The organism is Sphingopyxis sp. J-6, assembly GCF_046603995.1.
Taxonomy (GTDB): Bacteria; Pseudomonadota; Alphaproteobacteria; order Sphingomonadales; family Sphingomonadaceae; genus Sphingopyxis.
Window position 1 is genome coordinate 1,666,789 of record NZ_CP145810.1, and the last position, 25,695, is coordinate 1,692,483.

Below are 25,695 nucleotides of genomic sequence, written 5' to 3' on the forward strand. Positions count from 1 at the left end.
TCGCTGCGCTCACAATGACGTTGGGGGCCGCGACCTCAGTCGTTCAGCCGCTCGCGCATTTCCTTGCCGGGCTTGAAATAGGGCACCGCCTTGGCCTTCACCGCGACGGGTGCGCCCGTGCGCGGGTTGCGGCCGGTGCGCGATTCGCGGCTGCGGGTCGAAAACGCCCCGAATCCGCGCAGTTCGACGCGACCGCCAGAGGCGAGTTGATCGACGATCGAGTCGAAAAAGGCATCGACGATGCGCTCGACCTCCTCAAGGCGCAGGTCGCTGTTTTCGCTTGCGATCTTTTGAACCAGTTCCGACCGGATCATGAGCTTCCCCTAATTATCACGCACCCCGCGGATGCAGGCTATCCGGTCGTTGCCGGCTTGCTTGCGTGAGACCCCTCCCAACGCGGTGCGGAGACTATCATGAATCATTATCCGGTCAAAATATATCGCGGCAGCAAAAAGGCCCGCAGAGGGACACTCTGCGGGCCTTTTGTTTCGCCTGACGGCGGCAGGAGGATCAGTCCTTCTTGCCGGCCTTCAGCGCCTCGCCGAGGATGTCGCCAAGCGACGCACCCGAGTCCGACGAACCGTACTGTGCAACGGCTTCCTTCTCTTCGGCGATCTGCATCGCCTTGACCGAGAAGTTCGGCTTTTTCGAGCGGTCGAAACCGATGACCATCGCATCGAACTTCTGGCCGACCTGATAGCGTTCGGCGCGCTGTTCGTCGCGGTCGCGGCCAAGGTCGGCGCGCTTGATGAAGCCGGTCGCACCGTCTTCGCCGGCCTGAACTTCGAGGCCGTTGTCGCGGACTTCGAGGACCGAGACGGTGACGATGTCGTTCTTCTTCAGCGAACCGGCTGCGGCAACGCCGCCGCCAACGGCCGGAGCACCCTTTTCAAGCTGCTTGATGCCGAGGCTGATGCGTTCCTTCTCGACGTCGACGTCGAGAATGACGACCTGCACATTCTCGCCCTTGCGGTGGAGGTGCAGCGCTTCTTCGCCCGAGATGCCCCACGCGATGTCCGACATGTGGACCATGCCGTCGACGTCGCCGGGCAGGCCGATGAACAGGCCGAATTCGGTCGCGTTCTTGACTTCGCCTTCGACGACCGAGCCAACCGGATGTTCTTCGGCGAACGCACCCCAGGGGTTCGACTGGGCCTGCTTGAGGCCGAGCGAGATGCGGCGCTTGTCGCTGTCGACTTCGAGGACGATGACGTCGACTTCCTGGCTGGTCGAAACGATCTTGCCGGGGTGGACGTTCTTCTTGACCCACGACATTTCGCTGACGTGGACCAGGCCTTCGATGCCGGGTTCGAGTTCGACGAACGCACCGTAATCGGTGATGTTCGTGACGGTGCCCGACAGCTTCGCACCGACGGGGTACTTGGCGGCGACGCCTTCCCACGGATCGCTTTCGAGCTGCTTCATGCCGAGGCTGATGCGCTGCGTGTCGCGGTTGATGCGGATGATCTGGACGCGGACGGTGTCACCGATGTTGATGACTTCGCTCGGGTGGTTGACGCGCTTGTAGCTCATGTCGGTGACATGGAGCAGGCCGTCGATGCCGCCGAGGTCGACGAACGCACCGTAATCGGTGATGTTCTTGACCGCGCCTTCGATGATCTGGCCTTCTTCGAGGTTCTGGATCAGGCCCGAACGCTGTTCGGCGCGCGTTTCCTCGAGGATGGCGCGGCGCGACACGACGATGTTGCCGCGGCGGCGATCCATCTTGAGGATCTGGAAGGGCTGCGGCAGGTCCATGAGCGGGCCGACGTCGCGCACGGGGCGGATATCGACTTGCGAACCCGGAAGGAACGCCACGGCGCCGCCGAGGTCGACGGTGAAGCCGCCCTTGACGCGGCCGAAGATGACGCCTTCGACGCGGGCTTCCTTGTTGAATTCTTCTTCCAGGCGGTCCCAGGCGGCTTCGCGGCGAGCACGGTCGCGCGACAGCATGGTTTCGCCATTGGCGTTTTCGACGCGGTCGACATAGACTTCGACTTCGTCGCCGACGTTGAGGTCGGCCTTCTGGCCCGGCATCGCGAATTCGCGAAGCGGCACGCGGCCTTCGCTCTTCAGGCCGATGTCGATCACTGCCAGGTCGTTTTCGATCGCGGTTACGGTGCCCTTGACGACGCGGCCTTCAAAGCCGCCGTCGGCACCACCAAGCGATTCATCGAGCATCGCGGCGAAATCGTCGCGCGTCGGGAAAGCCGTAGTGGCCATGGTTGTTCTTCCTTACTTCATTGTTCCGGCCAAGCGGTTGGGTCCGCTGGTCTTGTGGCCGATCCGTCCTGCCCGCCGGATGCGATGCAGAACATCCGCGAAGCGGCACGAAAGCGAAGCACGGGCAAAGCAAAATGGGCGCGACGGGTGAACCCCATCACGCCCGACGCTCAGGTGGAGCGGCGGCCTGTCCGTGCCTCAACCAGCGTTATCGCCCGTTGGACGGCGTCGCCTATAGTCAAATCGCCCGTATCGAGCAAGTCCGCATCGGCGGCACGCAGCAGCGGCGCATCGGCGCGCCCGGTATCGCGTGCGTCGCGCGCATGGATGTCGGCGAGCACGGCATCATAGGTTACGTTGACGCCGCGCTTCTGCATCTCGGCGAAGCGGCGCTGCGCGCGAACTTCGGGGCTTGCGGTAACGAACAGCTTGGCGTCGGCGTGCGGCGCGATGACGGTGCCGATATCGCGGCCGTCGAGCACGGCGCCGCCGGGCTGGTTCGCGAAATCGACCTGGCGCTGGAACAGCGCGGCGCGCACCGCCGGGTGCACCGATACCCGGCTGGCGAGGCCGCCGGTCGTTTCATAACGCAGCGCCGGATCGCCCAGCAGGCTGTCGGGAAAATCGCAGGCGGCGAGCGCGTCTGCGGCATCATCGGCGTCGCCATGATTGAGCTGCGTCTGATAGCCGACGGCCCGATAGAGCAATCCTGTGTCGAGCACGGGCACGCCGAAATGCTCGGCGAGCGCTTTGGTGATCGTGCCTTTTCCCGATGCGGTCGGGCCGTCGACGGCAATGATCATCAGTCGATCTGGAACGCGTCGATGCGCGCGCTCATCAGTCTGCTGTCCGGGCCGAACAGCAATTTGAACCAGCCGCCATTGGCGAACGAACCTTCGCATGAGGCGATGCCGTTGCCTTGCCCTGCCTTGCCGGGTTCGAGGCAGTCGACCGGAATCTCGGGCAGAAAGGCGCGCACCTTCGCCAGTACCGCGCTGCGGGTGCGGGCGGGGCCGATCCCGAGCGCCGGAATGTCGCGGGCGCCGAGCGCCTTCGCATCGACGATCTTGATCGCAAGGATGTCGCCGGCGAAGATATGGACGACGCCGTCGGGGTCTTCCCACTCGCAGGCGAGGCCGTCATCGTCGCAGGAATCGCCGTTGGTCAGCCGCCCGATCGCTTGCGGCGTGCTGGGCAGGTTGAGCGGATAGCGCGAGAAGCTCGCGTCGGCGCGATCGAACGGGTCGGCAAGGCGCTCGTCGGCATGCGCCGGGCTCGCAAAAGCGCTGGCGAACAGCGCGAGGGTGAGGGCGGCGGGCATGATCTTCATCGCATCGGGTTCCTTGGTCGTTGCATCCGGCCGCAGCTTGCCTCGTCATGGTGACGGTGTCGATGACATTGATCACACACGAGATTTTGTACGGAGCCGGCGCTCATGGTGCGCCGGCGGCCCCTTGCAATCCTGCGAGCAGCACCTCGAAATCGGGAAAGCTGGTTGCGACAGGGGCCATGTCGTCGACCGTTACCGGCGTGGTGCTGACCAGACCCGCGATGGCAAAGCTCATGCAAATGCGGTGATCGAGATGACCGGCGATGGTTGCGCCGCCGGGCAGCGGGTCGCCGCCGGTGCCGTCGATGATCAGCCCGTCCTCGCTTTCCTCGACGCGCGCGCCGATCGCCTTGAGACCCGTCGCCATTACCGCCAGCCGGTCGCTTTCCTTGACGCGCAATTCGTCGAGGCCGGTCGTGACGGTGCGTCCTTCGGCAAGAGCGGCGGCGACGAACAGGATCGGGAATTCGTCGATCATGCTGGGGGCTACGGCGGGATCGACGTCGATGCCCTTGAGTGCGCTGTGGCGGACGCGGAGATCGGCGACGGGTTCGCCGCCGACGTCGCGGGCATCGAGCAGTTCGATGTCCCCGCCCATCGCCTGCAGCACCTCGATCAGCCCGGCGCGCGTCGGGTTGAGGCCGACATTGGCGACGGTGATATCCGAACCGGGCACGATCAGCGCCGCGACGATGAAAAATGCCGCGGACGAGGGATCGCCGGGAACGACGATCGTCTGCGGTTTCAGTTCGGCCTCGCCAACGATGCGGATATGGCGCGTACCGTCGGCGTCGGTTTCGACTGCAAGGTCGGCGCCGAAGCCGCGCAGCATGCGCTCGCTATGGTCGCGCGTCGGCACCGGCTCGATCACCTCGGTGACGCCGGGGGTGTTGAGCCCGGCGAGCAGCACCGCGCTCTTCACCTGCGCCGACGCCATCGGCAGGCGGTAGGCGAGGGGAATGGCAGGCGCGAGGCCGCGCACCATCAGTGGCAGGCGGCCGCCCGGCGAGGCGTCGATGTCGGCGCCCATCTGCGAGAGCGGCTCGATGACGCGCCCCATCGGGCGCCCCGACAGGCTGGCGTCGCCGGTGAAGGTCGCGGTGATCGGGTGGCTGGCGACAAGCCCCATCAGCAGCCGCGTCGAGGTGCCGCTGTTCCCCATGTCGAGCGCCTCGCGCGGCTGGAGCAGCCCGCCGACGCCGACGCCATGGATACGCCATTCGCCATCGTCGCGGCGTTCGATGCCCGCTCCCATCGCGCGCATTGCGGCGGCGGTGGCGAGAACGTCATGCCCCTCCAGCAGACCGGTGACCCGGCTTTCGCCGATGGCCAGCGCCGACAACATCAGCGCGCGGTGCGAAATGCTCTTGTCGCCCGGAATCGCGATCCTGCCTTGGAGCGGAACGGAAGCGGAAAAGCTGCGCGGCGAGGCGTTTTGATCGGTCATGACGAGCGGCTTTTGACAGCGGCCTTGCAATCTGGCAAGGCGCACGCCGATTTGACGGATAGCTATTCAGCTAGCGTCGCTTTTCCGATATTTATATCCAGTTTCCAGAAGGTTATGAGGCGTTTATGGTGAAGGCTGAATGGGGCACGAAGCGTAGCTGCCCGAAATGCGCCACGCGATTCTATGATTTGACCAAGGATGATCCGGTAAGCTGCATCAACTGCGGCTATGCCTGGATCCCGGAATCGGTTCTGAAGTCGAAGCAGCCGATGCCGTTCGAAGAAGTCGAGAAGCCCGGCAAGGTCGTCAAGGAAGAAGGCGTCGACGAGGATCTGGATCTGGACGTCGATGTCGACGAGGACAGCGATTCGCCGGACAATGACGTCGACCTCGGCGGCGACGACGATCTGGGCGTCGCCACGGCTGACGACGACGACGACGAAAGCTGATTTTTTGGTGAGGGGCCAAAAAAGCATCGCAGGATGCATTTGGCCCCTTGCATAACGGACGTGCGCTGGTAAAGGCGGCGTCCCGGTCGCACCACCCAGGGCGACCCGCAAAATGGCACGGGGCCTTAGCTCAGCTGGGAGAGCGCTACAATGGCATTGTAGAGGTCAGCGGTTCGATCCCGCTAGGCTCCACCATTTTTAGATATCGGCGCCGGAGCGCCGTTTCTCCCATAATTATCCGGCCGTTGCCTCGCTGGTCTGCCGCCCGGCATTTCCCTCTTGCGCAACGCGCGCGCACTGCCCACATTCCTTCTATCGTCAACAAGCGAAAGGAGGTGGTCGAATGTCTCATTGTCCAGTGCCCGGTGCGGCAGGAATTACGAGCATGGCCTTCCTTGCGGGGGCCCGGCTGAGCTAAGCTGTCCGCGTCAGGCAAGACAATGGAAGGGTCGTCCGGGAGGGCGGCCCTTCATTGCATCGGGCGCAGGAAAGGGCGGTCGATCGCGGCGCACTGCTGTCATATTCCCCCAAGCCGTTCGAATTAGCCGCTGAACCGTTGCCCATCGGGTGGCCGGGCGGGATCGATCGGCGATGGCGTTCGTTGCTGTCCTTCACGGACCAGTTCCCCATGGAGGATATATGAACCTGCTCGGCAAGGCCGCGATTTCTGTCGCGGCAATTTCGATGATAGCGGCACCGGTGGCTGCGTCGGCCACAACCGCGATAGATGGCGCGCGCGCGACGTCGGCCGTGGACGGCCAGAACGAATTCGGCGGCAAGTCGAGCTGGCTGATCGGCCTCGCCGGTCTGATCGCCGGTATCATCGCGATCGGCTTCGTTGTCGACGACAACAAGAAAAACGATCCCGTCAGCCCCTGACAACGAAGATCGGGTAGCGATCCCGTAGAGGCGGCGTGGGTTACTGCGTCGCCTCTTCGGTTTCGAAAAGCGGCTCCAGCTTGATGGGATCCGCCAGCGAGATCCGGTCGAGGATCGACGCCGTATCGTCGCGTACTCTCAGCATCAGGCTGCGCAGGCGGCATTCCGCCTCGGGCAGGCAATTCTTGCAATGTTCGTGCGCATTGCGCGCGGCACAGGGAACAAGCGCGAGCGATCCGCGGGTGAGCCGCACAAGGTCGCCATAGCTGATATCGATCGGCGGCAAGGCGAGCTGATAGCCGCCGTCGCGGCCGCGCTGCGAAATCAGCAGCCCTTCGCGCGCCATTTCCGACAGGATCACCGTCAGGAATTTCGGCGGGATATTCTGCGCTTCCGCAATATCCGCAAGCTGGACCTGCCCCTTGCCCCAATGATCGGCAAGATGCTGAAAGGCACGGATCGTATAGCGGGTCTTCTGCGACAGCATGACCGTGGTACTGTGACATATTCAGCTTTAATTCAACCTGTCTGGATGAGATTTCGGCAAGAGTTGATGAAAATCACAGCGGGTGGCATCAGGGCGGAATAAGAGGGCCGCCTGTCGCCCGATCAGGGCAGCAATTTGGGGTGAAGCGGATGACACGCAAAATATTGGCAGTTCCGGCAGTTCTGGCAGCATGCATGCTCGCGGTCGCACCCGCGCAGGCACAGTTCGGCGGATTGCTCCGCAAGGTGACGACGCCGGCGCCGAAGCCGAGCGAAGACGATAATGGCGGTTGCCCCAAGGGCAAGAAGGGCAGCGGCATCGGCCGGAATATCCTCGGCAATGTCCTGAACGACGCCGTCGGCGACGTCGCGAGCAAAGCCGGTGTCTACAGCTATGTGCCGATCGCCGAGGTCAGCGGCACGCTGACCGATGCGATCGCCTGCCGGCTCGATCCGGGCGAACAGGTGCAAGCGGCCGCTGCGACCGAGGAGGTGACGCGCGGCGAAAAGGTTGGCGCAACCGCAAGCTGGACGAGCGAAACTCGCCCCGAAGTCAGCGGGTCATCGACGGTGGCGTCGATCAACACCGAGAAGGGCGGGCGCAAATGCATGAACGTCAATGATTTCGTCATCGTTGATGGCGAGGAGACGCAGGTCACCAAGCGCATGTGCAAGGGGCCGGACGATACGCGCTATGTCCTTGCGGCCTAAACTTTTCCGGCTGGCGCTGTCGGTCGTTGCGCTCGCGGGACTGACCGCCGCGACCGATATCGATCCCGCGAATCCGACCTGTCCGCTCAATCCGAACTGGTCGGCGAATCCGACCATGACGCTGAAGGTCGAGAAGCGCGGCCGCATGAAGGTGATGCTCGCCGAAGGCCGGATCGATTCCGGGCTGCCCGACCGGCTCTCCGCCGCGTTGAAGGCGAATCCCGACGTCGAGGAAATCTGGCTGCGTTCGCCGGGCGGCGATGCGCGCGCCGGAAATACGGCCGGCCGCATCATCCGCAGCAATCCGGGCATATTGACCCGGGTGCCGACCGGCTGGACCTGTTTCAGCGCGTGCAATTTCGTGTTCATGGGCGGCTTGCCGCGGGTCATCGATCCGGGCGGCGTTTTCATGGTCCATATGTTCACGCGCACCGGCGATCGGTCGACGATCGACATGAGCGTTGCGATGGGAACCGACGCGACGCGCGAACTGATCGGCGGCATCGAACAGGATTCGGCCCTGCTGGCGAGCGAGGACAATGATTTCCTGATCAAGATGGGGGTCTCGCGCAAATTGCTGACCGACGTCATGTATCAGCAGCAGGCGGTCGCGACCGCCGAAGACAAATCGACCCGCCGCTGTCTGACGCTCGACGAGGCCCTAAAATATGGCGTCACCTACGCACCCGAATGAGCAGGAATGCGGACAAGGTTGCATTCAGAAACGAATGACGTAGGCTGAGCCTCAAAATAGGAGAGGCTGCCATGAACGAGATGACGCACGACCACGCCAAATTCCGCTCGATGATCGACGGAACGCAGCAGGACTGGGACATCATCGCGCGCGAGCAAAAGGAATTCGCGCCGGGCAACGGCGCGCGCATCCTCGAGCATCTGAAGCTGCTCGGCGGCGATTATGGCGGCTTTCCGGTCGACCGGCTCGAGCATTGCCTGCAGACCGCGACGCGTGCCCACAGGGATGGCCGCGACGAGGAATATGTCGTGATGGCGCTGCTCCACGACATCGGCGACACGCTCGGCGCGTTCAACCACCCCGACGTCGCGGCGGCGATCCTCAAACCTTTCCTGTCAGAGGAAAATCTGTGGATCGTCCAGCACCATGGCATCTTCCAGGGCCATTATTTCTTCCACTATCTGGGGCTCGACCGCGACATGCGCGATCAGTTCCGCGATCATCCCTATTATGGCGCGTGCGCCGAATTCTGTGAAAAATATGACGCGCCGGCGTTCGATCCCGATTACGACAGCGAACCGCTGGAGTTTTTCGAACCGATGGTGAAGCGGCTCTGTTCCTATCCCAAGGCGAGCATCTACAAAAAGGTGATGGTCGAGGAAGCGGCGGAGTAAATCCCTCTGCACCTAACCAGATCGTCACCCCGGCGAAGGCCGGGGTCTCACCGTCGGCTTCATAAACCTGGGACGAGACCCCGGCCTTCGCCGGGGTGACGAGCATATCTAACCGAAGCTCACTTCCCCTTGAACGCGGTCTTGCGCTTTTCCTGGAAGGCCAGCACGCCTTCGACCGCGTCTTCGCTGTTGCCGGCGATAAACTGTCCCATCGCCTCGGCGTCGAGCGTTTCGGAGAAGCTCTGCGACAGCCCCGCGCGGAGGACTTTGCGCATCGTGCCGAGCGAGACCGTCGGTCCGGATGCGAGGCGCGCGGCAAGCGTCTTCGCTTCGGCGAGCAAGTCGGCGTCGTCGACGCATTTATAGACCATGCCCCAGTCGGCGGCCTGGTCGCCCGAAATCTTTTCGCCGAGCATCATCATCTGCAGCGCGCGCGGCACGCCGACGAGGCGCGGCAACAGCCACGACGAACCGCCGTCGGGGACGAGGCCGATGTTGACGAAGGCCTGGAGGAAATAGCCGCTCTTGCCGACGAGGGTGAAGTCGCCCGAGAGCGCAAAGCTGCAGCCGACGCCCGCCGCCGGACCGTTCACCGCGGTGACGACGGGAATGTCGAGATTGGCCAGCGCAAGCAGCATCGGGTTGTAATGGTTGCGGAGCGCCTTGCGGCTGTTCGCGCCGCCGCCGACCGCCGACGCCGTGCGGTCGCCGCCAAGGTCGGCGCCCGAGCAGAAGCCGCGCCCTTCACCGGTGATCAACAATGCGCGCGCGCCCAGCACCGGCAGATAATCGAGTGCTTCGCGGATTTCGTCTGCCATTGCGGGGGGCATCGAATTGAGGCGCTCGGGGCGGTTGAGCGTGAGCGTCGCGACATGGTCGGCGATATCGAGCTTGATCGTTTCGAAGGTCGGGGTGGTCATGGGGAAGAAATCCTCTCGGCTCTGCTTTGGTCTTTACCTTTACGTTCACGTAAAGTTGTGACCGATTTGCCGGACAAGCGCAAGAGGGATGGGGAGGGTATCGGCCGACGTTGACCGGTTGCGGACTCTTCCGTGGTGATCAATGCTAGGTCTATGGCAAGGAATTTGCCGAGACGCGGCGGCAGAATGTCTGATGCATGAACTGTGATTTGGAACTCCAACGGACGGGTAAGATTTCTTCGTTCCTAGATTTAGAGTCAATTTGAGGTCCTTGTCCCATCCCGTCAGCCCAATCACACCAAGACGGAATTGAGCGCTTGGCACAATAATATGCGCCGGGGTCGCCGGGCCGTTCTTTGGTGGGTCGTAGATGGGGTATTTTCACCCAGCGTTCGCACCAAGGGTGCTTTAGTTCTGCCAATCGGCGCCCGTTGAACGGGCGATCGGGTTGCCAATCGCAATATTCAAGACGCTCAGAATAAGATCCTGAAAATCCGTCAGGCACATTACAGAATCGCAAAAATGAAGCCTGCTCTAGCGCTGGGGCATCGCTGCGAGGTCCGCCAAGACCACCCTCATATTCCGCCGCACAAAACACCTTTGATGGGCGGATTTGGACCGCGGCTTTTTTGCAGTGCAGTTCACGATTTTTTCCAGTTCGCGAACAAACCTTTTGCCAGTTGGTCCAGATGGCGCACGAGGGATGCGATTGCGGGAATGAATCAAAATCCCGAACAGCTTCCGCTGAGCTATTGTAGAAAATCGAGGGAGTTCGGGTCGTTTCTGCCGACACGGTGAAGACCGTAAAGGTCATTGCAAGGATGGATACAAACGCTGTGCTGAATCGCCGCTGCATTTTATTTATCCCAACTGATGGGTTTCCCAATTCAGCCGCCTTATAGGATTTTAAATCTTAACGCCCCTTTCCACCCCAAAGCGGCTATCGGTGACTCGTCAAAAATCGTTGTCCTACAATGGTATGCCGTGCCAGCCTCGGGGCGGTTCTTTGATATCGCCGGCTGTCCGCGAACCGGGCTTGAAGCGACAAAGGAGACAGTTTCGACACGCCTGTGCGTATCCTTTGTCGCCTTAAAGCCGCAAAGGACACGGTTTCGATGCGTACGTGCGGGGCTTTTGAGGCTTCAAGCGCGCTATTCGGCCCCCAGCTTGCGAAAGCGCAGTTGGCCGTCGGTCCGGTGGAGGACCGTGCGGCCATCTTCGCCAGCTTTCAGGCACGCGCCGTCAAAGGCAACGACGCCCATATCATTGGGAATCAGGTTGACGTGCAGCTTGCCGCCGTCGGCATCGGTCAGCTCGTAGCGGGGGGCGGTAACGTCGTAGATCGGCTCGCGGACCTCGACCCAGCGCGGGATGCGCTTTTCGTCTTCGGGCAGCGTCCAGCCATAATCCTGCGTGTAATCCTCGACCGGATCGCCGCTGTCGAAGCCGATGGTGAAATCGACACCCGCGATGCCCCTGCCGTTCGGCCAACTGACGAACAGCGTCGGGATCGTACCGTCGACTTCGACCGGTTCGGCCTTTTCGAAAGCGGGCGGCACCGGCTTCGGCTCGGTAAACAGGCAGATGGCGTCGCCGCGCGCTTCCCACCGCCCCTCGGCGCGCTCGTCGAGCGCGCCCGCGGCGAGGATGTACTGGAAGCGGCCATCGTTCCGGATGAGCAGTCCACCGCCGACGTCGGGGCCTTCGGCGAGGCTGTATTCGCCGACGAAGGGCGAATCCTGCGCCGCGGCGGGCGCGGCGATCAGGGCGGCGGCGAGGAGCAGGGTGCGCATGGTGGCGATCATGCGGTCATTGGCGCAGGGACGCCAGCCCTTTCCACATCTCACGCCACCTGCTAACCGCCCGCGCCATGTCCAAGCACCCCGACCGCCGCACCTTTGCCATCATCTCGCACCCCGACGCGGGCAAGACGACGCTGACCGAGAAACTGCTCGTCGCGGGCGGCGCGATCCATATTGCGGGCGAGGTCAAGGCGCGTGGTGCGGCCCGCCGCGCGCGCTCCGACTGGATGAAGATCGAACAGCAGCGCGGGATTTCGGTCACCTCGTCGGTGATGACCTTCGAGCACGCTGGCCTCATCTTCAACCTGCTCGACACCCCGGGGCACGAGGATTTCAGCGAGGATACCTATCGTACGCTGACCGCGGTCGACAGCGCGGTGATGGTGATCGACGCCGCCAAGGGTATCGAGCCGCAGACGCTCAAGCTGTTCGAGGTGTGCCGTCTGCGCTCGGTGCCGATCATCACCTTCATCAACAAGGTCGACCGCGAGGGTCTGCCGCCGTTCGAGCTGCTCGACGAGGTCGCCGACCGGCTGGCGCTCGACGTTTGCCCGATGAACTGGCCTGCGGGCATGGGCGGACAGTTCGAAGGGATCTATGACCTCGCCGACCCGGCAATCATGCGACCGGGCGGCGACGCCTCGCGGATGTACGAGGGGCACCGCGCCAAAGTCTCGGGGCTTGATGACGCAGCGCTGGCGGCGGAGCTTTCGGAGCGCGCGCTCGCGCTGCTGAAGGAAGAAACCGAACTGGCGTCGGCCTGTTACGCGCCCTTCGATGCCGCCGCATACCGTAATGGCGACCTGACGCCCGTATATTTCGGGTCGGCGCTCAAGGAATTCGGCGTCGTCGACCTGCTTTCGGCGCTCGCCAACCACGCGCCGGGGCCGCAGCCGCAGCCCGCCGAACCTGAACCGGTGCGCCCGGACGACGACGCGGTGACCGGCTTCGTCTTCAAGGTTCAGGCGAACATGAACCCCGCGCACCGCGACCGCATCGCCTTCATGCGGCTCTGCTCGGGCAAGTTCGAGCGCGGCATGCGGCTGATGCAGGGCGGCACGGGCAAGGCGATCGCGATCAGCCGCCCGATGCTGTTCCTCGCGCAGGACCGCGAAATGGCCGAAGAGGCTTATCCCGGCGACATCATCGGAATCCCGAACCACGGCACGCTGCGCGTCGGCGATACGCTGTCCGAGCGCACCGACATCACGATCACCGGACTGCCGAACTTCGCGCCCGAAATCCTGCGCCGCGTCGCGCTCGTCGATCCGACGAAGACCAAGCAGCTCCGCAAGGCGCTCGACGACATGGCGGAGGAGGGGATCATCCAGGTCTTCTACCCCGAAATCGGCTCGAACATGATCGTCGGCGTCGTCGGCCAGTTGCAGCTCGAAGTGCTGATCAGCCGCCTCGACGCCGAATATAAGGTCGAGGCGAAGCTCGAGCAGTCGCCGTGGGACACCGCGCGCTGGATCGCTAGCGACGATGCCGCGGCGCTGAAGGCGTTTCAGGCCGACCATCGCGGCGCCAGCGCCACCGACCGCGATGGCGCGCCGGTGTTCATGGCGAAGGATGCGTGGGAGGTCGGCTATGTGACGCAGCGCCACCCTGCGATCCGCTTCACCGCGACAAAGGAACGCGTTTTCGCCGACGCGGGTTGATTGCCGCCCGCGTTTTCGCCACCATGACGCCGGTTTCGGCAAGGGTGGGGATATCGATGCGCGGATGGATTTTGGCGCTTGCCGCGATGGCAGGCACTATGCCGGGCGTGGCGGCGGCAGCGACGATCGAGTTGCCGATCGTCCCGGGCTTCTGGACCAACGACACCGAAAAATGCGCGAGCGTCCATCACGGCTATGTCTTCGACGGTTCGCGCTGGGGCGCGCTCTATTATTACGGGCCGGGCGGTACCATGGGCCCCGCGGCCGAGCTGGAGCCGATCACGCAGGCGCGCGCAGTGGCCGACGGGTTCACCCAGATGCAGTTCGGGGGCTATGACGGTGCCGGCTATTTCCGGATCAAGCCGGCCGGAATCGACCGGGCGCTTTATCGCGTCGGCGCGCCGTTCCGCGACGAAATCCAGGAGACCGACGAGACGCTGATGCGCTGCAGCCTGGCTTCGCTGTCGCCGAAGATGAAGGCCGCGATGCAGCGCTTCGCGCCCGCTGTCGTCAAATAAGGCTGAGCAGGTCGGCGGGCGCCGCGGCGGCGCCGTCCTCTTCGTCGTCGGTTTCACCCTCGAACTTGCTGAGCGTGACGCCGAGCAGGCGGATGCCCTGTTCGGTGGGCAGCATCGGCGCGAGGATCGCTTCGCCCGCAGCCAGCAGGCCCGCGCCGTCGAGGATGGGCGACGGGACCGATCTTGCCCGCGTGATCGTCCGGAAATCGGCGTAGCGCAGCTTCAGCGTCACCGTCCGCCCGCGCGCGCCCTTCTTCGCCGCGCGGTCCCAGACGACCGTGGAGACATGCGCGAGCGCCTCGCGAATTTCGGTGTCGGTGATCAGGTCGTTGAAGAAGGTGCGCTCGCCGCCCAGCGACTTCAAGGGCCGGTTCGACTTGACGCGGCGATGGTCGATCCCGCGCGCAAGACGATGGAGCCAGTCGGCGCTGTTGCCGAAATGCGCCGCGAGCCATTCCATATCCTTCGCCGCAAGGTCGGCGCCGGAGAAGACACCGAGCCCTTCCATCTTCGCTGCGGTCACCGGGCCGATGCCGTGGAAGCGGCGGATCGACAGAGTCTGGACGAAAGCGGCGCCCTTGCCGGGCGGGACAACTGTGAGGCCGTCCGGCTTGTTCTGGTCCGAGGCAAGTTTTGCGATGAACTTGTTGTACGAAACCCCGGCGGAGGCGGTAAGTCCGGTCTCCTCGCGAATCCGTCGGCGGATCAGCCGTGCGGCAGCGGTCGCGCTGCCAAGGCCTGCCTTGTCCCGACTGACGTCGAGATAGGCTTCGTCGAGCGAGAGCGGTTCGACCTCGTCGGCATAGTCGCGGAAGATAGCCCGGATCTGGTGCGAGATGTCGCGATAGACCTCGAAGCGCGGCGGCACGAAAATCAGGCCGGGGCACTGGCGCTTCGCGGTGATGCTGGGCATCGCCGACCGGACACCGAATTTGCGCGCCTCATAGCTCGCCGCCGCGACGACGCCGCGCCGCGAGGAGCCGCCGACAGCGACGGGCTTGCCGCGCAGCGCAGGATCGTCGCGCTGCTCGACCGATGCATAGAAGGCATCCATATCGACATGGATAATCTTGCGAACCGGAACGTCCGCACCGTCGTCCTCAGGCTGGTCTTCGCCATCTTTCACGAATGGAGTTTAGCATGTTGCCGAAATGTTCTCAAACGATATGCGATGCGCGCGCTTGACGGCGGGCGGGCAAAATGGCAATCGCCGCCGACCTTGGCGATGCGGGTATAGCATAGTGGTAATGCTCTAGCCTTCCAAGCTAGCTAGGCGGGTTCGATTCCCGCTACCCGCTCCAATTTCTCATGCATTGCTGTTCATTTGCGTCTGGAAATGTCGCGCAAGTTGGCGTATTTCTGCGCTTGTCCGACCGTTGCTGTTCGTTTCCGTCCAGTGTTAGCCGCCGATTGATGGGGGCCACATTGGGGGCCGGGGGCCACGGGATGAATGGGAGTGGCCCCATCTGGGGGCCACGGTGGGAAAGGCGCTGATTTATGGCCCTGACAGACGTGGCGATCCGTAATGCCAAGCCGAAGGCCAAGCCGTTCAAGCTGGGTGATTCGCTGGGCCTGTTCCTTTTGGTCCAGCCAAGCGGCGGGAAACTGTGGCGGCTCAAATATCGGATCGACGGGCGCGAAAAGAAGTTGGGGCTTGGCACCTATCCCGAGGTCAGCTTGAGCGAGGCGCGTCGCCGCCGGGACGATGCGCGCGAACTGATCGCGGCGGGCAAAGACCCTTCGCGCGAGAAACAGCGCGATATTCTCCAAGCGCGGGCGATGGCGGGCAACAGCTTTGCCGGAATTGCCGAAGAATATTGCGACAAGCGAAAGCGCGACGGCGACAATGGCTGGGCTCCCGCAACGGCGACGCGGAGTGAGTATCTGTTGAGCCAGTTGCGCGGATCAATTGGCCGGATGCCGATCAACGAGATTGAGCCCGCCGACGTGCTGGAGGCAGTCCGCAAGATCGAGCGGCGCGGCAATCTGGAAAGCGCGCGGCGGACATTGCAGCTTGCGAGCATGGTATTTCGATACGCTATCGCGACGGCACGGCTTCGGTCGGACCCGACGCGCGACCTTCGCGGTGCGCTGACTGCCCCGCGTGTCGTCCACTATGGCGCCATCACTGAGGCCAAGCGCGTCGGTGAACTGTTGCGCTCGATAGATGGCTATGAGGGTTATGGGCTGACCAAATTGGCAATGCAGCTGGCCCCTCACGTTTTCGTGCGGCCGGGGGAACTGCGACATGCCCTATGGGATGAAATTGACTTCGACGGGGCCCTGTGGACCATACCGGCCGCGAAAACGAAAATGCGGAAGGATCATCGCGTCCCTCTTTCCCGCCAAGCGGTCGCGTTGTTTCGCGAAATCCATAACATCACCGGGCCGGTCGGCTATGTGTTCCCGTCTATCCGAACGCGCCAGCGCCCAATGAGCGAAAACACGATCAATGCCGGATTGCGGCGGCTCGGATACTCTAGCGACGAAATGACCGCGCACGGATTCCGGGCAATGGCTTCAACATTGCTCAACGAGTCCGGAAAATGGCATCCGGATGCTATCGAGCGCGCACTTGCACACGGCGACAGCGACAAGGTGCGGGCAGCCTACCATCGGGGCGCGCACTGGCAGGAAAGAGTTGAAATGGCGCAATGGTGGAGCGACTATCTTGATCAAATGCGGAAGGGTGCGGATATCGTCCCGCTCCACGGTCGGGCAACCGTATAGCCCTGACTGGCCGCTATTTGATCCATCCCGGAAAACTGTTCCGAACTGGCGACGAAAATGTTGGCCAGAAAGCGGTTCCCGTTTAGGCACTGAGGCTTAGACGGGGAGCCTGCCACATATGACTACACCGCTTCGCCAGCTTTTGGCGCAATATCGTGCAGCCGCAAAGACCGAACGCGAGAAGGGCACCTATTTCGAGCGGCTCGCGCTGGCGTTCATCAAGCATGATCCGGGCATGGCCCAGGAATATGAGGACGTGTGGACCTTCACCGACTGGGCCAAGGCCCAGCGGCTCGACGGCAAGGATATCGGCATCGATCTGGTCGCCAAGATTCGCGGCGAGGACAGCTTCTGCGCGATCCAGTGCAAATTCTATGCGGAAGGCTATCGCATCCAGAAAGGCGATATCGACAGCTTCCTTGCCAGCGGCGCGACGCGGCATTTTTCGCGCGGGCTGGTGTTCGACACCACGGGGGCACCGTGGAGCAGCAATGCCGAGGCCTTGTTGGATGACCTGAACGTTACCCGCATCGGGCTGGACCGGCTGGAAGAAAGCCCGATTGATTGGGCGGCATGGTTCCAGCGCGAGGAAATCAAGGTCGCCGCGCCCAAGGCGCTCCGGCCGCACCAACAGGATGCGCTCGCTGCCGTGCAAGCCGGGCTGGCCGAGGCGGACCGGGGCAAGCTGATCATGGCGTGCGGCACCGGCAAGACCTTCACCGGGCTGAAAATTGCCGAAACGATGGCCGGGCCGGGGAAGACCGTGCTGGTGCTGGTGCCGTCGCTCGCCTTGATGAGCCAGACGATCCGCGAATGGACAATCGACAGCGCGACCCCGCTGCGGTCCTATGCGGTCTGTTCCGACGTGCAGGTGGGCAAGCGCCGCCGCGATGCCGACGATGTGGCCGAGGTCGAACTGCACGATCTGGATTATCCCGCGACGACCAATGCCGCGAAACTGGCCAGCCGCGCCCATGCGCTTGCCGCCGACCGGATGACCGTGGTGTTTTCCACCTATCAGTCGATTCAGGTTATCAGCGACGCGCAAAAGCGGCACGGCTTCCCCGAATTTGACCTGATCATCTGCGACGAGGCACACCGCACGACCGGCGCGACCTTGGCGGGCGAGGACGAAAGCAATTTCGTCAAAGTCCATAATCAGGATTTCATCGGCGGCCGGAAACGCCTCTATATGACCGCGACCCCGCGCGTGTTCGGCGAAGGGGTAAAGGCTAAGGCCAGCGAGGCATCGGCCGAACTGGCATCAATGGACGACCCGGCGCTTTACGGCGAAACGCTGTTCACGCGCGGCTTCGGATGGGCGGTCGAGAAAGGCCTGCTGACCGATTACAAAGTGCTGGTGCTAGCTGTGGACGAGGCCATGGTATCGGGCGGTGTGCAGCACCGGCTGGCCGACGGCGGCACCGAATTGAAGCTCGACGACGCGACCAAGATCATCGGCTGTTACAAGGCACTGACCAAGAACGGTCTGAAAGACGAGCTGCTGACCGACGCCCAGCCGATGCGCCGCGCGCTTGCCTTTTGTCGCGATATCGCCGCGTCCAAACTGGTTCGCAGCGAATTTGCGAAGGTTGTGGACGAGTATCTGGCGTCGGACGAGGGGCAGGACGCCATGGGCGACGCCGCCGTGCTGGAATGCCAGTTGCACCATGTAGACGGCACCATGGGCGCAAAAGAGCGCAATGTGCATCTGGACTGGCTGAAAGAGGATGCGGGCGAAGGCGTGGCGCGCATCCTGTCCAATGCCCGCTGCCTGTCCGAAGGCGTGGACGTGCCCGCGCTCGACGCCATCCTGTTTATGCACCCGCGCAAGAGCCAGATTGACGTGGTGCAGTCGGTCGGGCGCGTGATGCGCCGCGCGCCGGGTAAGCAGCTGGGCTATGTCATCCTGCCGATCGGTGTTCCCGCCGGTGTGACGCCCGAACAGGCGCTGGACGATAACGAGCGTTATCGCGTGGTGTGGCAAATCTTGAACGCGCTTCGCAGCCACGACGAGCGTTTCGACGCGCGGCTCAATCAGGCGGACCTTGGCGTCGATATCAGCGACCATATCGAGGTGGTCGCGGTCAGCAACAAGCTGCCTGCCGCAAAGGCGAAGCAAGGCGGCGGCGATCATATCGGCAGCGGGGGCTCGGGCGGCGATGATGGCGAACGCGGCGATGGCGACAGCGCCCCGCGCGGTGGCGGGGAAAGCCAGACCGAATTTGTGTTCGACGAATTTTCGCGCGCCATCATGGCGAAGATCGTCAAGAAATGCGGCCGCCGCGATTATTGGGAGGATTGGGCGGGCGATATCGCCAAGATTGCCCAGACGCATATCACGCGCATCACCTCACTGGTCGAAAAACCCGACACGCCCGAACGCGCCGCATTCGACGCTTTCCTTGCCGAGATTCAGGATGACCTGAATGACAGCATTACCACTGGCGAGGCCATAGAGATGCTGGCGCAGCATTTGATCACCCGGCCGGTATTCGACGCGCTGTTCGAGGGTTACAGCTTCGCCCGCAATAATCCTGTCTCTAAAGCGATGGAAGGGGTGCTGGAGGCGCTCGACGAGCATCGGCTGGATAAGGAGGTCGACAGTCTCCAGCGCTTCTATGACAGCGTGAAACGGCGCGCGGCGGGTATTGACGACGCCGGGGCCAAGCAAAAAATCGTTCTCGAACTATACGACAAATTCTTTGCGAAGGCTTTTCCGAAGCTCCGCGAAAAACTGGGCATCGTTTATACGCCCGTCGAGGTGGTGGATTTCATCATCCATTCGGTAAACGAGGTGCTGCAATCCGAATTTGGGCAGACCCTTGGCAGCAAGGGGGTGCATATCATGGACCCCTTCACCGGCACCGGCACCTTCATCACCCGCCTGTTGCAATCGGGATTGATCCGGCCGGACGAGTTGGCGCACAAATATGCCCATGAAATCCACGCCAACGAGATTGTGCTGTTGGCCTATTATATCGCGGCGATCAATATCGAGGCGGTCTATCACAGCTTGTCCGGCGGCGATTATCAGCCGTTCGGCGGCATCTGTCTGACCGATACATTCCAGCTTTACGAGCAGGAAAAGGACATGCTGGCCGAGCTGATGCCCGACAACAGCCATCGCCGTGCGCGGCAGAAGGAACTGGATATCCGGGTCATCATCGGCAACCCGCCCTATTCGGTGGGGCAAGGCAGCGCCAACGACAATGCGGCAAATGTCGAATATCCCCAGCTCGACGCTCGGATCGAAGAAACATACGCAAAGCGATCGACTGCGACTTTGGCTAAGGGGCTGTATGACAGCTATATCCGCGCGATCCGCTGGGCGAGTGACCGGATCGGCGATGCTGGCGTGGTGGCCTATGTTTCCAACGCCGGATGGCTTGACGCCAACACAGCTGACGGATTGCGCCAATGCCTGACCGATGAGTTTTCGAGCCTCTATGTGTTTCACTTGCGGGGGAATCAGCGCACCTCTGGCGAACTATCCCGCCGCGAGGGAGGTAAGATATTTGGGAGCGGTAGTCGCACGCCCGTTGCCATCGCCTTGCTAGTGAAGAATCCCGAAGCCGCCGACCACGGCCAAATCCGGTTCCACGACATCGGCGACTATCTGACGCGCGAGGACAAATTAGAGACCATAGCCCGGTTCGGCAGCATCGGCGGCATCACCGCCGCGAACGGCTGGCAGGCGATCACGCCGGACGAGCATGGCGACTGGCTGGGGCAGCGCGACAAGGCGTTTGATGCCTTCCTGTCATTAGGCGACAAGAAAGGTGACGGCGCAAAGCTGTTCGACAATTTCTCATTGGGCGTCAGCACAAACCGCGATGCGTGGTGCTTTAATTCCAGCCGCAACGCCGTGATGCAGAATATGAACGCGATGATTGATGTCTATAACGCGGAGCTCGCGAGGTTCGACGCCGCGCACCCCCAAGCCGACCGCAAGGCACGCGGCGCGGCAGTGGATGCCTTTATCGACACCGACCCGGAAAAAATCAGCTGGACTGTAAATCTGAAGGCTGATCTGGCGAAGGGTAAAGCATTTGCGTTGGACGCAAGCTGCATGACGCCCAGCCTTTATCGTCCTTTTACCCGCCAATGGCTCTACTACAGCCGCACCTTCAATGAGAGGGTGCTGCTAATGCCCCGCATCTTTCCAATGGGCGAGGCGGCGGCCAATCGAGTGATACAAGTCGCTGGAGTGGGTGCACGCGAGTTTTCGGTCCTTATGAACGCATCACTTCCTAGCCTCGACAATATCGAGAAGGGCCAATGCTTCCCTCGCTTTCTGTATGACGGTGAAGCTGAACCGGCGGACGATGCTCCACAAGGCGCGCTGTTCGCCGCCGCGCCAGTTGCATCGGGCGGGCGGCGAGACGCCATTACCGATGAAGGGCTGGCCCATTTCCAAACCGTCTACCCCGGCGAAGTCATCACCAAGGATGACCTGTTCCATTATGTGTATGGCCTGCTGCACAGCGAGGATTACCGCGCCCGCTTTGCCGACAATCTGTCCAAGCAATTGCCGCGCATCCCGGCCGTCAAAAAGGCAGCGGACTTTTGGTCTTTTGTCGAGGCCGGGCGGCGGCTAGGCGATCTGCATTGCGATTTCGACAGCGCCGAACCGTTCCCCGTCACCATCGCAGAGGGCGATCTGCGGCTGGCCAATATCCCCGACCCGGCGCAATTTTATCGCGTCGAGAAAATGAAATTCGGCGGCAAGCGCCCCAATCTCGACAAGACGGTGGTGCATTACAATCCGCGCATCACGATCACCGGCATTCCGGTGGAGGCCTATGACTATGTGGTCAACGGCAAGCCCGCGCTTGAATGGGTGATGGAACGCCAGTGCGTCAAGACGGACAAGGCAAGCGGTATTGTCAACGATGCGAACCGCTACGCCATCGAGACGGTGGGCGACCCTGCCTATCCGCTGTTGCTGTTCCAGCGGGTCATCACGGTTAGTCTGGAGACGATGAGGATCGTGCGCGGGCTGCCGAAGCTGGAGATCGATTGATGAGCGAGACGCGCTTCTATGAGGCCGTTGACCGGATGCCGCAGCTTTTCGGCCAGCTGATGCGCTGCGAGCCTTTGGAAATGAAGGCGAGAGCCGATTGGAAAGGGCTTCACGCGATCTACGTCTTTTACGACGCGGACGGAAACCCGTGCCATACCGGCCGGACGCGCAATCTACAGGGGCGCGTGAGGGCGCATACCGCCGACAGCCACCATTCCGCGTCTTTTGCCTTCAAGCGCGCTCGCCAGTCTCTAGAATTGAAAGCGACCTATCGCCCGGAAGGCTCCCGCGCGAACCTGATGCAAGATGCCGCGTTCAAAGCCGAGTTTGACCGCCAGCGGCACCAAATCGGGCAGATGCGCCTTCGCTATGTCGAAATCGAGTGCCCCTTAGAGCAGCACCTTTTCGAGCTTTATGCCGCGCTCCGATTGGGCACGTCACTTTCTGAATTTACGACGAGCTGACTTGGAGTCGATTGCGGCGCAGCATGACAGGCGAACAAAAGTGAACGGGCTTGACTGTTCACGAATTGTTCCTAAGGTGGCGGGATGCAAACACTCCCTTGCGTGCGGCCGGTTGGAGTCGAGCCGCATATCGAACCGGGGCGATGGATATCATCGCGAGAGGCGCTTCAGTTGGTCATGCAGGCCTATCTGAAACACGACCCGCTGGAATATTCCACCGAAGAAATCCAGCGATGTACAGCGAGGGATAACGCCAGTGAGGCAATACTGCGGCGGTTGGCGCGCGGTTCGCTTTTGGCCCAGCCTGCGGATTTCTCGTTCAGAACCAATCTGGAAGAATGGGACGACAAGACCTGGAGTCTGGATGAGCCGGCCGGGACCGTCCCAAAAGCCTTTTGTGGTGACACGCCTCGAAGAGGAGACCCGGATCGGCAAAGGCGGGACCCTGGCGGCGCAGCTGTCGCGGCTCGACCTGATCGTGCTCGACGAGCTCGGTTATCTGCCGTTCGCCCGCTCGGGAGGGCAGTTGCTGTTCCACCTCATCAGCAAGCTTTATGAGCGGACCAGCGTCATCATCACCACGAACCTCGCCTTCGGCGAATGGCCGACCGTGTTCGGCGATCCCAAGATGACCACGGCGCTGCTCGACCGCGTCACCCACCACTGCGATATCGTCGAGACGGGCAACGACAGCTGGCGCTTCAAAAACCGCAGCTGACAGCCACCTTCGGCGCCTTCAAAAATCTATCTTGCGCTGCGCGCGCCTCCGGTCGGGCTACGCCCGCCCTCCGCCGCACGCAGCGCAAGGCCATCTTCAACAAACCAGCATCATATTATCCGAAAAGGGGGTCCCTCTTCGACGCCGATCGGGGGTCCCTTTTGAACACGATGACGTAATTGCTGCCGTTGTTCCCATTGGGGCGCGACAGCTGCAGGGTACGAGAAATCATCGTAACGGAGGAGCATCGCCATGAAGCACTATGTCGGACTGGACGTGTCGCAAAAGGAAACGTCGATTTGCATCGTCGATGAGGCAGGACGGCCCATTCACCAGGGCCGGGTGAAATCCGATCCGGGCGTGCTGGCGGCGGTCATCTCCAGGAAAGCTCCCAATGCCGAACGCGTCGGTCTTGAAACTGGCGCCATGTCGAGCTGGCTCTGGCATGAACTCAAGCGCACCGGTTTGCCCGTGGTCTGCATCGATGCGCGTCACGCCCATGCGGCCCTGTCCGTTCGCATGAACAAGAGCGACGAGAATGATGCTCGAGGCCTGGCGGAACTCGTCCGAGTCGGCTGGTATCGAGAGGTTGCCGTCAAGAGCGAGGAAAGCCAGACTGCGCGATCCATCCTCGTGTGTCGATCCCGATTGGTGCGAGTCCGACGCGATCTGGAAAATCAGATGCGCTCTATGCTTAAGGAATGCGGCTTGCTCTTTCCACGCGCAGCCGGCGGGCAGTTCCAACGGCGGGTCAACGACCTCATCGCCGATGGCCATGCTCTCGGCTCCATTCTTCGCCCGCTGCTATCCGTGCACAAGCAAACCTGCGGCGAGCTGGAAAGGATCGATCGAACCATTCGCCAGCTTGCGCGTGAGGATGAAACGACGCGGCGGCTGATGACCGTGCCAGGCATTGGCGTCGTCACGGCCCTGACATATCGTCACACGATCGACGACCCGACGCGCTTCCAGAATGCGGCAAAGGTCGGCGCTTATCTCGGGCTCACGCCCCGCCGAAAGCAATCGGGTGAAATGGACGTAACGGGAAAAGTCTCGCGCTGGGGCGACCGGCTGTTGCGCACCTATTTGTTCGAGGCGGCCAGCGTGCTGCTTCATCGAACCAAGCGGTGGTGCTCGCTTAAGGCGTGGGGGCTGCGGCTTGCAAAGCGAAGTGGCATGAAGAAAGCGCAGGTCGCCGTTGCCCGAAAACTCGCTATCATCCTTCATTGCATCTGGGTGGATGGAACCGAGTTCGAATGGGGGAAACGGCCTGCCTGACCGTCATACCTACCCTGAAATTGCAGGACTGACGCCAGACCTGTGATGATCCACCGGGACGGTGGTTGCGGTGACCTCGTTCAAACGGCTGCGGACTTCCAGGACCGCGTTGCGCACGTTGAGGCACCCGACCCGGACATCATCATGAGGCCATGACCTCGAAAAGGACCATGACCCCGGTTCGGATCAATACACAGGCTTGACAGAAACCCGCAATTAAAGGGCCGTTTGACAATCATGGGGGGACCAAGGAAAATGGAAAATCAGGCAAACAATCCCATGCAACCGGAGCGGCTTGCCTACGCGCCGCGCTGCCTAGCCCAGACCCGTGCGGGAACGGCGTGCCAGTCTCCGGCGGTGAAGGGCAAGCGGCGCTGCCGAATGCACGGCGGGACAAACCCCGGCGCGCCCCAAGGAAATGAGAATGCGCGAAAGCATGGGGGCTATTCAGGCCGGACCAAGGCGGCAGCGCGGTATTTGCGCGAGCTAGCTAAGGTAATTCGATAGTATGCTGCTAAATCAGGAAAAGTCGCCTGCGAAGTCCGTACAGAATGTCATTCACTTTTTGCCTTTCAGCTTGGAGCATGGATATGTTTTCCAAGATTTCGGGGAGCTCATTTTGGGCAACCCGGGCTTTGTTCTTGATCTCGGAAGAGGCAAAAATGCCCCAAAAAACCGATGCCTCCTTTATCTGTCGCCGCGCAACATCTGCGCGATCACTAGCTTTAAGGATCGCTGCTAGAAGGCTCTCTGCCCTATCGTCTAGCGTCCTCAATTCCTGTTCATGATTGCGTCGTTCAATATCGAGCGACGATCTGGCATCGTGGTCCAGCACGATCTTAGGTTCTTCGACATTAATCGTCTTTTGTAGTCCGCCGAAGGCATCAATCCACGCGCGCTCACGTTCTACGAGCCAACGTGCAAGTTCAAGTCCATTAAGTCCACTAGGCGCCCTTTCCAGAACTTCGGCGAGAAAGTCTGCTGGGTTTCTGGAGCGCCATTCCCGGCGTAGCTCGGAGTTCAAATGAGTCCCGCGCCCGAGCTCGTCCCAATGCTGTCGGATACGGTTCCGAATATTTACCGACTGTCCGATGTAGCACCGGTCGGAATCCTTAATGAAAATCCTGTAAATACCGATCGCTTCGACTTCGCAAATCGTCGGAACTGTCGTGCTGCGGAGATGCCCGTCTATTCTCACTGTGACGGGTATCGATCCGCGAGACCTTTGTTTCAGCGTATCGATACTAACCTGCGAACTCGCACCGTCATCGATAAGAGGGGCAATGATCGCCGCTGACGCGCGGTCAATGTGGCCAAGAACTCTATCCTTATGGACCACCGCAATGGCATTCTTATCATGCATATTGTTTGGCTCGCGGCGCAGATTTGTTTGCCCCGTTAGGCAGCGTGCGGCTTCATCCAGCCCTACGCCATGATATTTCATTCCTACCAGCGATGCTTTGATCGTGGTGACGGGCAAGCTATATCTCAAACCGGTCTGTCATGGCCCGCTCGTATAAAAACGCATCATTGCGTGTGACGTCCGAGCCTCACGTATCAAGAAACACCTTCTTCCATGCAACCCCCGTCATTCATGTGGACGGCTATGGGGCGCCAATCCGCTACATACCTGCGGGAGGGGCCATCGGCGGACTTTGGGGGCCATTTTGGGGGCCATAATTGAT

At 61.8% G+C, this 25,695-nt stretch carries 23 protein-coding genes, 2 tRNA genes and 1 pseudogene; 15 read left to right on the plus strand and 11 right to left on the minus strand.

The genetic code is table 11. From position 1 onward, the window contains the following. Positions 1 to 35 precede the first annotated feature (35 nt). The 5 genes from V6U71_RS07945 to aroA form a co-directional block, all read right to left on the minus strand. Positions 36 to 314 carry an integration host factor subunit beta gene (locus V6U71_RS07945; RefSeq protein WP_054587431.1) on the minus strand — a complete coding sequence of 93 codons (279 nt, stop codon included), beginning with the start codon at positions 312 to 314 and terminating at the stop codon, positions 36 to 38. Between the two features lie 196 nt (positions 315 to 510). Continuing rightward, positions 511 to 2,223, minus strand: coding sequence for a 30S ribosomal protein S1 (gene rpsA / locus V6U71_RS07950; protein WP_054587432.1), 1,713 nt, complete (start codon positions 2,221 to 2,223; stop codon positions 511 to 513). Between the two features lie 170 nt (positions 2,224 to 2,393). Next, positions 2,394 to 3,026 carry a (d)CMP kinase gene (locus tag V6U71_RS07955; protein ID WP_411341742.1) on the minus strand — a complete coding sequence of 211 codons (633 nt, stop codon included), beginning with the start codon at positions 3,024 to 3,026 and terminating at the stop codon, positions 2,394 to 2,396. Beyond that, positions 3,026 to 3,553: a hypothetical protein gene (locus tag V6U71_RS07960; RefSeq protein WP_411341743.1), complete on the minus strand. Its 528-nt coding sequence runs from the start codon at positions 3,551 to 3,553 to the stop codon at positions 3,026 to 3,028. Before V6U71_RS07960 ends, V6U71_RS07955 begins: the two co-directional genes overlap by 1 nt. 103 nt (positions 3,554 to 3,656) lie before the next feature. Next, positions 3,657 to 5,000, minus strand: coding sequence for a 3-phosphoshikimate 1-carboxyvinyltransferase (gene aroA, locus V6U71_RS07965; protein WP_411341744.1), 1,344 nt, complete (start codon positions 4,998 to 5,000; stop codon positions 3,657 to 3,659). Positions 5,001 to 5,125: 125 nt separating this feature from the next. Between aroA and V6U71_RS07970 the strand changes: the two genes are divergently transcribed. The 3 genes from V6U71_RS07970 (at position 5,126) to V6U71_RS07980 (ending at position 6,328) form a co-directional block, all read left to right on the plus strand. After that, entirely contained in the window at positions 5,126 to 5,449 is a 324-nt protein-coding gene (locus V6U71_RS07970) for a TIGR02300 family protein (RefSeq protein ID WP_054725994.1), read from the plus strand. A gap of 119 nt (positions 5,450 to 5,568) precedes the next feature. Continuing rightward, positions 5,569 to 5,644 (plus strand) — tRNA-Ala (locus V6U71_RS07975). Between the two features lie 444 nt (positions 5,645 to 6,088). Beyond that, on the plus strand, positions 6,089 to 6,328 hold the full coding sequence (locus tag V6U71_RS07980; RefSeq protein ID WP_411341745.1) for a hypothetical protein: 240 nt from the start codon (positions 6,089 to 6,091) through the stop codon (positions 6,326 to 6,328). Between the two features lie 40 nt (positions 6,329 to 6,368). On the opposite strand, the gene V6U71_RS07985 is transcribed toward V6U71_RS07980, so the two are convergent. Continuing rightward, complete coding sequence (locus V6U71_RS07985) at positions 6,369 to 6,815, minus strand: RrF2 family transcriptional regulator (protein ID WP_411341746.1); 447 nt, start codon at positions 6,813 to 6,815, stop codon at positions 6,369 to 6,371. 194 nt (positions 6,816 to 7,009) lie between these two features. On the opposite strand from V6U71_RS07985, the gene V6U71_RS07990 reads away from it, so the two are divergent. The 3 genes from V6U71_RS07990 (at position 7,010) to V6U71_RS08000 (ending at position 8,893) form a co-directional block, all read left to right on the plus strand. Continuing rightward, complete coding sequence (locus V6U71_RS07990) at positions 7,010 to 7,525, plus strand: hypothetical protein (protein WP_411341747.1); 516 nt, start codon at positions 7,010 to 7,012, stop codon at positions 7,523 to 7,525. Further along, entirely contained in the window at positions 7,509 to 8,219 is a 711-nt protein-coding gene (locus V6U71_RS07995; protein ID WP_411341748.1) for a hypothetical protein, read from the plus strand. The genes V6U71_RS07990 and V6U71_RS07995 overlap by 17 nt, the downstream gene beginning before the upstream one ends. 71 nt (positions 8,220 to 8,290) lie before the next feature. Beyond that, positions 8,291 to 8,893 carry an HD domain-containing protein gene (locus V6U71_RS08000; protein ID WP_411341749.1) on the plus strand — a complete coding sequence of 201 codons (603 nt, stop codon included), beginning with the start codon at positions 8,291 to 8,293 and terminating at the stop codon, positions 8,891 to 8,893. Positions 8,894 to 9,012: 119 nt separating this feature from the next. Here V6U71_RS08000 and V6U71_RS08005 read toward each other — a convergent pair whose 3' ends face one another. The 3 genes from V6U71_RS08005 to V6U71_RS08015 all read right to left on the minus strand — a co-directional run bounded on the left by V6U71_RS08005 (position 9,013) and on the right by V6U71_RS08015 (position 11,618). Beyond that, entirely contained in the window at positions 9,013 to 9,813 is an 801-nt protein-coding gene (locus V6U71_RS08005; RefSeq protein WP_411341750.1) for an enoyl-CoA hydratase-related protein, read from the minus strand. A gap of 151 nt (positions 9,814 to 9,964) precedes the next feature. Then, a complete protein-coding gene (locus tag V6U71_RS08010; RefSeq protein ID WP_411341751.1) occupies positions 9,965 to 10,669 on the minus strand; it encodes a hypothetical protein in 705 nt (234 codons plus the stop codon). Positions 10,670 to 10,964: 295 nt separating this feature from the next. Beyond that, positions 10,965 to 11,618: a hypothetical protein gene (locus tag V6U71_RS08015; protein WP_411341752.1), complete on the minus strand. Its 654-nt coding sequence runs from the start codon at positions 11,616 to 11,618 to the stop codon at positions 10,965 to 10,967. 65 nt (positions 11,619 to 11,683) lie between these two features. Here V6U71_RS08015 and V6U71_RS08020 point away from each other — a divergent pair, with 65 nt between their 5' ends. Together V6U71_RS08020 and V6U71_RS08025 are read left to right on the plus strand one after the other, a co-directional pair. Further along, positions 11,684 to 13,276 (plus strand): peptide chain release factor 3, encoded by a 1,593-nt coding sequence (locus V6U71_RS08020; protein WP_411341753.1) that lies wholly within the window; start codon positions 11,684 to 11,686, stop codon positions 13,274 to 13,276. Positions 13,277 to 13,362: 86 nt separating this feature from the next. After that, positions 13,363 to 13,794, plus strand: coding sequence for a hypothetical protein (locus V6U71_RS08025; protein WP_411341754.1), 432 nt, complete (start codon positions 13,363 to 13,365; stop codon positions 13,792 to 13,794). On the opposite strand, the gene dinB is transcribed toward V6U71_RS08025, so the two are convergent. Then, positions 13,787 to 14,848 (minus strand): DNA polymerase IV, encoded by a 1,062-nt coding sequence (gene dinB / locus V6U71_RS08030; RefSeq protein ID WP_411342324.1) that lies wholly within the window; start codon positions 14,846 to 14,848, stop codon positions 13,787 to 13,789. The genes V6U71_RS08025 and dinB overlap by 8 nt on opposite strands. Positions 14,849 to 15,021: 173 nt before the next feature. Here dinB and V6U71_RS08035 point away from each other — a divergent pair. From V6U71_RS08035 to V6U71_RS08065, 7 genes and pseudogenes are all read left to right on the plus strand, one after another. Continuing rightward, positions 15,022 to 15,095, plus strand: a tRNA-Gly gene (locus tag V6U71_RS08035). 196 nt (positions 15,096 to 15,291) lie between these two features. Beyond that, positions 15,292 to 16,524, plus strand: a complete 1,233-nt coding sequence (locus V6U71_RS08040; RefSeq protein WP_411341755.1) for a tyrosine-type recombinase/integrase — start codon at positions 15,292 to 15,294, stop codon at positions 16,522 to 16,524. Positions 16,525 to 16,642: 118 nt separating this feature from the next. Further along, complete coding sequence (locus V6U71_RS08045; RefSeq protein WP_411341756.1) at positions 16,643 to 21,550, plus strand: DEAD/DEAH box helicase; 4,908 nt, start codon at positions 16,643 to 16,645, stop codon at positions 21,548 to 21,550. After that, positions 21,550 to 22,014 (plus strand): GIY-YIG nuclease family protein, encoded by a 465-nt coding sequence (locus tag V6U71_RS08050; RefSeq protein WP_411341757.1) that lies wholly within the window; start codon positions 21,550 to 21,552, stop codon positions 22,012 to 22,014. Before V6U71_RS08045 ends, V6U71_RS08050 begins: the two co-directional genes overlap by 1 nt. A 397-nt stretch (positions 22,015 to 22,411) precedes the next feature. Continuing rightward, positions 22,412 to 22,732 (plus strand): annotated as a pseudogene (locus V6U71_RS08055) (ATP-binding protein); the annotation flags it as partial. Positions 22,733 to 22,984: 252 nt separating this feature from the next. Next, the gene (locus V6U71_RS08060) at positions 22,985 to 24,010 is read left to right on the plus strand and encodes an IS110 family transposase (protein ID WP_058537102.1); all 1,026 of its coding nucleotides are present in this window, start codon (positions 22,985 to 22,987) and stop codon (positions 24,008 to 24,010) included. 279 nt (positions 24,011 to 24,289) lie between these two features. Next, positions 24,290 to 24,517: an HGGxSTG domain-containing protein gene (locus tag V6U71_RS08065; RefSeq protein ID WP_411342325.1), complete on the plus strand. Its 228-nt coding sequence runs from the start codon at positions 24,290 to 24,292 to the stop codon at positions 24,515 to 24,517. A 7-nt stretch (positions 24,518 to 24,524) separates the two neighbouring features. Here V6U71_RS08065 and V6U71_RS08070 read toward each other — a convergent pair whose 3' ends face one another. Further along, on the minus strand, positions 24,525 to 25,490 hold the full coding sequence (locus V6U71_RS08070) for an HIRAN domain-containing protein (protein WP_411341758.1): 966 nt from the start codon (positions 25,488 to 25,490) through the stop codon (positions 24,525 to 24,527). Between the last annotated feature and the right edge of the window lie 205 nt (positions 25,491 to 25,695).